The sequence below is a fragment of the Brevundimonas sp. genome (assembly GCF_036677305.1).
GTDB lineage: Bacteria > Pseudomonadota > Alphaproteobacteria > Caulobacterales > Caulobacteraceae > Brevundimonas.
Genome location: NZ_JAKFEB010000127.1, coordinates 1 through 7356, shown reverse-complemented (window position 1 = coordinate 7356; position 7356 = coordinate 1). Strand labels below are relative to the sequence as shown.

7 protein-coding genes are annotated in these 7356 nt (G+C 69.6%); 2 read left to right on the top strand and 5 right to left on the bottom strand.

Annotation, left to right across the window (positions count from 1 at the left end):
• Nucleotides 1-1160: S41 family peptidase (locus tag V6M42_RS07510; protein ID WP_332678050.1), on the top strand; the 1160-nt coding region annotated here is incomplete at its 5' end.
• Between the two features lie 3 nt (nt 1161-1163).
• Here V6M42_RS07510 and ccmB read toward each other — a convergent pair.
• Nucleotides 1164-1829, bottom strand: a complete 666-nt coding sequence (gene ccmB, locus V6M42_RS07505; protein ID WP_332678049.1) for a heme exporter protein CcmB — start codon at nt 1827-1829, stop codon at nt 1164-1166.
• Entirely contained in the window at nt 1826-2425 is a 600-nt protein-coding gene (gene ccmA / locus V6M42_RS07500) for a heme ABC exporter ATP-binding protein CcmA (protein ID WP_332678048.1), read from the bottom strand. The genes ccmB and ccmA overlap by 4 nt, the downstream gene beginning before the upstream one ends.
• A 324-nt stretch (nt 2426-2749) precedes the next feature.
• Here ccmA and acnA point away from each other — a divergent pair, with 324 nt between their 5' ends.
• Complete coding sequence (gene acnA / locus V6M42_RS07495) at nt 2750-5455, top strand: aconitate hydratase AcnA (RefSeq protein ID WP_332678047.1); 2706 nt, start codon at nt 2750-2752, stop codon at nt 5453-5455.
• A gap of 54 nt (nt 5456-5509) precedes the next feature.
• Here acnA and V6M42_RS07490 read toward each other — a convergent pair whose 3' ends face one another.
• The 3 genes from V6M42_RS07490 to V6M42_RS07480 all read right to left on the bottom strand — a co-directional run bounded on the left by V6M42_RS07490 (nt 5510) and on the right by V6M42_RS07480 (nt 7270).
• Nucleotides 5510-5731, bottom strand: a complete 222-nt coding sequence (locus V6M42_RS07490; RefSeq protein WP_332678046.1) for a hypothetical protein — start codon at nt 5729-5731, stop codon at nt 5510-5512.
• 40 nt (nt 5732-5771) lie between these two features.
• On the bottom strand, nt 5772-6302 hold the full coding sequence (locus V6M42_RS07485) for a hypothetical protein (protein ID WP_332678045.1): 531 nt from the start codon (nt 6300-6302) through the stop codon (nt 5772-5774).
• Between the two features lie 98 nt (nt 6303-6400).
• On the bottom strand, nt 6401-7270 hold the full coding sequence (locus V6M42_RS07480) for an isoaspartyl peptidase/L-asparaginase family protein (RefSeq protein WP_332678044.1): 870 nt from the start codon (nt 7268-7270) through the stop codon (nt 6401-6403).
• Nucleotides 7271-7356 lie beyond the last annotated feature (86 nt).

Sequence of the window (7356 nt, the reverse complement as noted above, 5' to 3'; positions counted from 1 at the left end):
CGATGGGACACGTCTGGACCGCGCGCTGGCCCGGCTTCCTGACCGGCATGCGCAGCGTGGACGGCAGGGATCAGTATGCGGTGGCCTTCAACCAGGATCCGGCGGCGCCGCCGGTCGGGGCCGTGCTGGTCTCGTGCGACGGCCGTCCGGCGGAGGCTCTGGCGCAAGAGGTCATCGGCCGCGCCGCCGGGCGCTGGAACCTGACCACGCAGCGTGTGGCCTACGCCTCCACCCTCTTCATCGACCAGACCAACCCCTATGTCGCCATCCCGCAGCGGTGCGATTTCCGGGTCGACGGTCAGGCCCGCAGCTACGACCTGACATGGCGCGACCTGCCTGATGCGACGCGCGACGAGGGCTTCGCCGCGGCCCGCACCCCCCGCTTCACCACGCCCATCGGTCTGAGAAACTGGGATCGCGGCGTCTGGATCGGCCTGGGCGGCTTCAACGGCGATCCGGCCAGCGAGGACGGCCTGCAGTTGACGCCGCTGAAGGCGGAGATCGCCGCGCGGGTCGATGAAATCCGCGCCGCGCCCGTCGTCGTCTTCGACCTGCGCGGCAACAACGGCGGGTCTTCGGCCTGGATCACCGCCATGGCCACGACCCTGTGGGGAGAGGCCCGTGTCGAGGAGCGCCGGCCCCGGTCCACCGGCGTGGACTGGCGGACCTCGGACCTCAATCTGGAGACCATCGAGGGCTACAAGGTCCAGCTGGGCGGGAATCCGGACGTCCTGGCCTGGCTCAATGAAATCTCGACCGGCATGATCGCGGCCCGCGCCGAAGGGAAGGCCCTCTGGCGGCAGGCGGGCGGGGATGACCGGGCGGAGGGCGCGGCCCCGACCGAAAATCTGATGAAGGGTCGCGTCTATGTGCTGACGGACTACGGCTGCGGCTCGGCCTGCCTCGACGCGGTCGATCTGCTGACCGCGCTGGGCGCGGTGCAGGTGGGTCAGGAGACCACGGCGGACACCGTCTATATGGAAATCCGCCGCCAGCCCCTGTCCGGCGGCCGGGTCACGGCGCATGTGCCGATGAAGGTCTATCGCGGGCGCGCGCGGGGCAACAATGTCACCGCCGTTCCGGCCCATGAATGGACGGGCGCCCTGTCCGACACGGCGGGGCTGGAGACGTGGATCGCCGGGCTGGCCGAGGCCCGCTGACGCCTAGCTCTGGGCGTTGCGGATCGCCGCGGCCGCCGCGAAGGGCGTGACCACCGCTGCGAACAGGACATAGGCGAACAGGAAGGCGAGGGCCGGCGTCGGCGACAGGCCGTTCGCCGCCCGCTCCAGCGCGCCCGCGCCGAACACCACGGGCGGGATGAACAGCGGCAGGACCACGACGGCGATCAGCAGACCGCCGCGCCGGGCGCCGAGAGCCAATGCCGCGCCGAGGGCTCCGGTCAGGGCGAAGCCGAGGGCGCCGATCAGGGCGGAGAGGGCGACCAGGGGGGCGAGGTCCGGGGGCAGGCCCAGGGTGACGGCGGCGACGGGCGCGGTGAGGGCCAGGGGCGCGCCGACGGCCAGCCACTGGGCCTTGGCCTTGGCGAGGACGACCAGCTCCAGCGGGGCCGGGCCGAGGGCGATCAGGTCCAGGGCGCCGTCTTCGAGATCGCGCTCGAACAGCCGCTCCAGCGACAGGATCGACGACAGGGCCAGGGCCAGCCAGGCGATCCCGCCCGCGACGGGCTTCAGCCCCGCCGGATCGCCCCCGGCGGCCAGCGGGACCAGCACCGTCAGGCACAGGAAGAAGCCGCAGGCCAGCAGGGGGCCTCCGCCTCCGGCCCAGGCGAGGGCGACCTCGCGCCGCCACAGGACCATCAGCGGCTTCATCGTCCGGCTCCGATGTCGAGCGTCCTGGACGGAAGCGGCAGCGGGTCATGGACGGCGGCGATGATCCCGCCGCCCTTGTCCAGATGGGCCTGCATCAGCAGGCCGAGCGCCGAGCGCCAGCGGGCGTCCAGCGGGGCGAAGGGTTCGTCCAGCAGCCAGATGGGGCGCGGCGCCGCGATCAGCCGGGCGAAGGCGAGGCGGCGGCGCTGGCCGGCCGACAGCTTGCGCACCTCGAGATCCAGCAGGGGCTCCAGCGCCAGCACGTCCACGGCGGCGGCGATTCCGTCGGCGGTCGCGCCCGACCATTGCGCCTGGAAGGTCAGTTCCTCGCGGGCGCGGCGGCCGGTCTTCAGTCCGTCCAGATGGCCCAGCCAGTGGATGTGATTGGCCCGCGCCTCGGCCGGATCGATGTCGGCGAAGGCGACAGCGCCGGCGTCGGGGCGGATGAAGCCGGCGATCGTGCGCAGCAGGCTGGTCTTGCCCGCGCCATTGGCCCCGGTCAGGGCGAGGGCCTCGCCTGAGGCCAGCGACAGGGACAGGTCGCTGAACAGGACGCGGTCGCCGCGTGAGACGGTGAGGTCGGCGGCGGTGATCATGGCGTCTCCCTCCCCTGCAAGGGGAGGGGCGTCGGCGCGTAGCGTCGACGGGGTGGGAGCGGCTCGATGATGCCGCCCAGCCGTCCCCACCCGGTCGCTTCGCGACCACCCTCCCCCGGAGGGGGAGGGAGACTGTTGATGCGAACGTTTCTCAATGCCCCTACCGCTGACGCGGGTACATGGACGCCGCCCGGAACCCTCGCTATATCCGGCCTCGCCGCAGCAGGCGATCGTCGCGCGCGTCGGGGACCTGTGCGCCCCGCCGCAAGCCGCGCGTTCGTGCAACCGGATTGTCGGGCGGCGTTGACCAGAGGAAGCCTCTCCATGCCGTCGAACGACAGCCTCAAGACCCGTCAGGACCTTTCCGTCGGGCGCAAGAAATACGCCTATTACAGCCTTCCCGCCGCCGAGGAAGCCGGTCTGGCCGGGATTTCCCGTCTGCCGCGCTCGATGAAGGTGCTGCTGGAGAACCTGCTGCGCAACGAGGACGGGGTTTCCGTCACCGAAGCCGACCTGAAAGCCGTCGCCGCCTGGACCGAGAACAAGGGCTCGGTCGAGCACGAGATCGCCTTCCGTCCGGCCCGCGTGCTGATGCAGGACTTCACCGGCGTGCCCGCCGTCGTCGATCTGGCCGCCATGCGCGACGCCATGAGCGCGCTGGGCGCCGACGCCACCAAGATCAACCCGCTGAACCCCGTCGACCTGGTCATCGACCACTCGGTCATGGTCGACCATTTCGGCACGCCCGGCGCCTTCAACCAGAACGTCGAGCGCGAATATGAGCGCAACATCGAGCGCTACAAATTCCTGCGCTGGGGCTCGTCGGCCTTCAACAATTTCCGCGTCGTGCCCCCCGGCACCGGCATCTGCCACCAGGTGAACCTCGAGAACCTCGCCCAGACCGTCTGGACGCTGGAAGAGGGCAAGAAGACCGTCGCCTATCCCGACACCGTGGTCGGCACCGACAGCCACACGACCATGATCAACGGCCTGGCCGTTCTGGGCTGGGGCGTGGGCGGCATCGAGGCCGAGGCGGCCATGCTGGGCCAGCCGATCCCGATGCTGATCCCGGAAGTCATCGGCTTCAAACTGACCGGCGCCATGTCGGAAGGCACGACGGCCACCGATCTGGTGCTGACCGTCACCCAGATGCTGCGCAAGAAGGGCGTGGTCGGCAAGTTCGTCGAATTCTTTGGCCCCGGCGTGACCAGCCTGACCATCGAGGACCAGGCCACCATCGCCAACATGGCCCCGGAATACGGCGCCACCTGCGGCTTCTTCCCGGTGTCGCGCGCGACCATCGACTATCTGACCGCCACGGGCCGCGACAAGGCGCGCGTCGCCCTGGTGGAAGCCTATGCGAAGGCTCAGGGCCTGTGGATCGACGAGACCTCGGAAGACCCGATCTTCACCGACGTGCTGGAACTGGACATGGGCACGGTCGTGCCGTCGCTGGCCGGTCCCAAGCGTCCGCAGGACAAGGTCGAGCTGACCGTCGCCGCCCCGGCGTTCGAAACCGCCCTGGGCGAGGTCTTCAGCCGCCCGGTCGACGCCCCGCGCGTTCAGGTCGAGGGTGAGAAATTCGATCTCGGAGACGGCGACGTGGTCATCGCCGCCATCACCAGCTGCACCAACACCTCCAACCCGTCGGTCCTGATCGCCGCCGGTCTGGTGGCGCGCAAGGCCCACAAGCTGGGCATGAAGGTCAAGCCGTGGGTCAAGACCTCGCTGGCCCCCGGCTCGCAGGTGGTCACCGACTATCTGACCGCCGCCGGCCTGCAGGCCGATCTGGACGCCCTGGGCTTCAATCTGGTCGGCTACGGCTGCACGACCTGCATCGGCAACTCGGGCCCGCTGGCCGAGACCATCTCGAAGACGATCAACGACAACGGTCTGGTCGCCACGAGCGTGCTCTCGGGCAACCGCAATTTCGAAGGCCGGGTGAACCCCGACGTCCAGGCCAACTATCTGGCCTCGCCGCCGCTGGTCGTGGCCTACGCCCTGGCCGGTTCGATGCGGATCGACATCTCGAAGGATCCGATCGGCAAGGACAAGAAGGGCAAGGACGTCTTCCTGAAGGACATCTGGCCGACCTCGAAGGAGATCGCCGACATCCAGAAGAAGTCGGTCACCCCGGCCATGTTCGCCAAACGCTATGGCGACGTGTTCAAGGGCGACAAGCACTGGCAGGGCATCAAGGTCGAGGGCGGCCAGACCTACGCCTGGGACGAGGCCTCGACCTACGTCGCCAACCCGCCCTATTTCGAAGGCCTGTCGATGGAGCCGGCGCCGGTCGCCGACATCGTCGAGGCCCGCGTGCTGGCCATCTTCGGCGACTCGATCACCACCGACCACATCAGCCCGGCCGGTTCGATCAAGAAGACCTCGCCCGCCGGCGTCTATCTGTCCGGCCGGGGCGTGGATGCGCTGGACTTCAACAGCTACGGCGCGCGCCGCGGCCACCACGAAGTCATGATGCGCGGCACCTTCGCCAACATCCGCATCCGCAACAAGATCACGCCGGACATCGAGGGCGGCGTCACGCGCCACTTCCCGTCGCAGGACACGATGTCGATCTACGACGCGGCCATGCGCTACCAGTCCGAGGGCCGGCCGCTGGTCGTGTTCGCGGGCAAGGAATACGGCACGGGCTCGTCGCGCGACTGGGCGGCCAAGGGCACCAAGCTGCTGGGCGTCCGCGCGGTCATCGCCGAGAGCTATGAGCGCATCCACCGCTCCAACCTGGTCGGGATGGGCGTGGTGCCGCTGCAGTTCAAGGCCGAGGGCTGGCTGCGTCTGGGCCTGACCGGCGAGGAGATCGTCACCATCCGCGGCCTGACCGACGCCAACGTCGGACGCCTGCGTCCGCGTCAGGACCTGTGGGTCGAGCTGTTCCGCCCGTCGGACGGCAAGATGGCCCGCTTCCCGGTCCGCTGCCGCATCGATAACCAGACCGAGCTGGACTACTTCAAGGCCGGCGGCGTGATGCCTTACGTGCTGCGCAATCTGGCGCGCGGTACGGCGGAATAGGCTTCGGCTTCAGACGAAACGGGAAGGGCCGGCGGGGTGATCCGCCGGCCCTTTTCATGTTCTGGCGCTCATCTTTCCGATCCACGATCGGACGGCCCGCCAGATCGTGAGATGGAAATGGAAGGCGACCCAACACCCGGCGACGCAAAGGCCAATCAGGGGCGCTTTCCAGACCCAGAAGGTTTTCTGATCAACGATCGCAATCCAGCAGCCGATGAGCAGGCCCCAACCCAGATGGAGGGCGAGGACAATTTGATAGAGGAGCGAGCGCTTCACGCCCCGACCCCTATCACGAAGGCTTCGCGACGGAGGGTCATCAGCCCTGCGTCGCGTTGTGCGGGCCGCGGTCGCGAGGGTTGCGGCCGAAGGCCTGGTCGCAGATGGCGCGCCCGAACTCTTCCGAGACCATCATCTGGCGGTCGCCGAGCAGGCCGCCGAGGCGGCCCTGGGCGCTGGTCGCCACGGATACGGGGAAGCGGCCGACGACGCGGTTGTCGCGGGCGGGATCGACGAACTCGACCGTGCCCGAGAGGGTGTGGACGCCGTCGCCGTTCAGCAGGACGCCCAGCCGGTCGGCGCGCTGCAACTCGTCGATGTGGATGCGGACGTTGATCGGCGCCGTGCCCCACATGCAGCGCTTCAGCTCCTCATGAACCTCGTCCGAGAAGGTTTCGGAGAAGTCGTCGGCCGAGTTCACCCAGTCGCTGGACATGGTGATGCTGCCGACCTGGGCCGTCTCCTGCAGGCCCGGCGGCAGGGCGATGGGCGGGCCGCCCTGGATGACGGGCGCGCAGGCGGCGGACGCGAGCAGGGCGGCGGCGAGGACGGCGGTCGTGGCGGACTTCATTTCAGGCTCCCGATTACGCGCCAAGCTTTAGCGTAGCAGTCGGTGAACGCCGGATGAACCGCGTTCTGCGGGAGATTAATTCGGCGTAAGGCGCGGCGTCAGCGGCCGAACACCTCGACCCCGATCTGACCGTCCGTCGTCAGCCAGGCGCGCTTCATGCCCTGGCTGTTGAAGGGGTGGGCGATGTTTCCGTGGCGATCGAGGGCGATCAGGCCGCCGTCGCCGCCCAGGCCGCCGATCTCGTCGATGACGCCCTGCGTCGCCTCGGCCAGCGACTGGCCGGCGGCGACCCGCCAGCTGACCTGGGCCGTCGCGGCCACGCGCATGAAATACTCGCCCTGTCCGGTGCCCGAGGCGGCGATCCGGTCGTCGGCCCAGGTGCCGGCGGCGGGGATGGGGGTGTCGCCGACGCGGCCGGGCATCTTGCCGAACACGCCGGCCGTCGAGGTCGCCGCCGCCAGCCGTCCCTGATCGTCCAGGGCGCAGCAGCCGACCGTGCCGTGGCTGAGCGTTCCGGGCGGATGGTTGTCCTCGCCCTGACCGGCGCGGGTGAACCAGGCCTCCGGGTCCTCAACGCGGTTCAGTCCCTGAGCCGCGCAGAAGGCGCCGGCGCCCTCGCCGACCAGCATGACGTGCGGGGTGTGATCCAGCACGGCGCGGGCGGCGCGGATGGGGTTGCGAAAGCCCTGAAGGGCGGCCACGGCGCCCGGGCGGCGGCCGTCGCCGTCCATCAGGCTCGCGTCCAGCTCATAGGCGCCGGCCAGATTGGGCGAGGCGCCGCGTCCGGCGACATAGAGGCCGGAGTCCTCCAGCATCACAACCGCTTCCACGACCACGTCCAGGGCCGATGCGCCCGCGTCCAGCCGCGCCTTCATGGCCTCGACCACCTCGCGCATGTGCACGGTCTCGCGGTCGTAGTTGCGTTCGCGCCGGGCGCCCGCGCCGCCGTGGAGGATGAGGGCCGTCATGAAGGGTCGTCTCCTGATCGCCTCTTTCAAACGGGCGTGGCGCTGATTAGCCTCAAGCCGACGCGCGCGCCACCGGGGCGGGACGC

What these genes read in the sequence shown, in the direction of transcription:
- ccmB (WP_332678049.1), bottom strand. Translation starts at nt 1,829, where the DNA reads ATGAAGCCGCTGATGGTCCTGTGGCGGCGCGAGGTCGCCCTCGCCTGG.
- ccmA (WP_332678048.1), bottom strand. Translation starts at nt 2,425, where the DNA reads ATGATCACCGCCGCCGACCTCACCGTCTCACGCGGCGACCGCGTCCTG.
- acnA (WP_332678047.1), top strand. Translation starts at nt 2,750, where the DNA reads ATGCCGTCGAACGACAGCCTCAAGACCCGTCAGGACCTTTCCGTCGGG.
- V6M42_RS07485 (WP_332678045.1), bottom strand. Translation starts at nt 6,302, where the DNA reads ATGAAGTCCGCCACGACCGCCGTCCTCGCCGCCGCCCTGCTCGCGTCC.
- V6M42_RS07480 (WP_332678044.1), bottom strand. Translation starts at nt 7,270, where the DNA reads ATGACGGCCCTCATCCTCCACGGCGGCGCGGGCGCCCGGCGCGAACGC.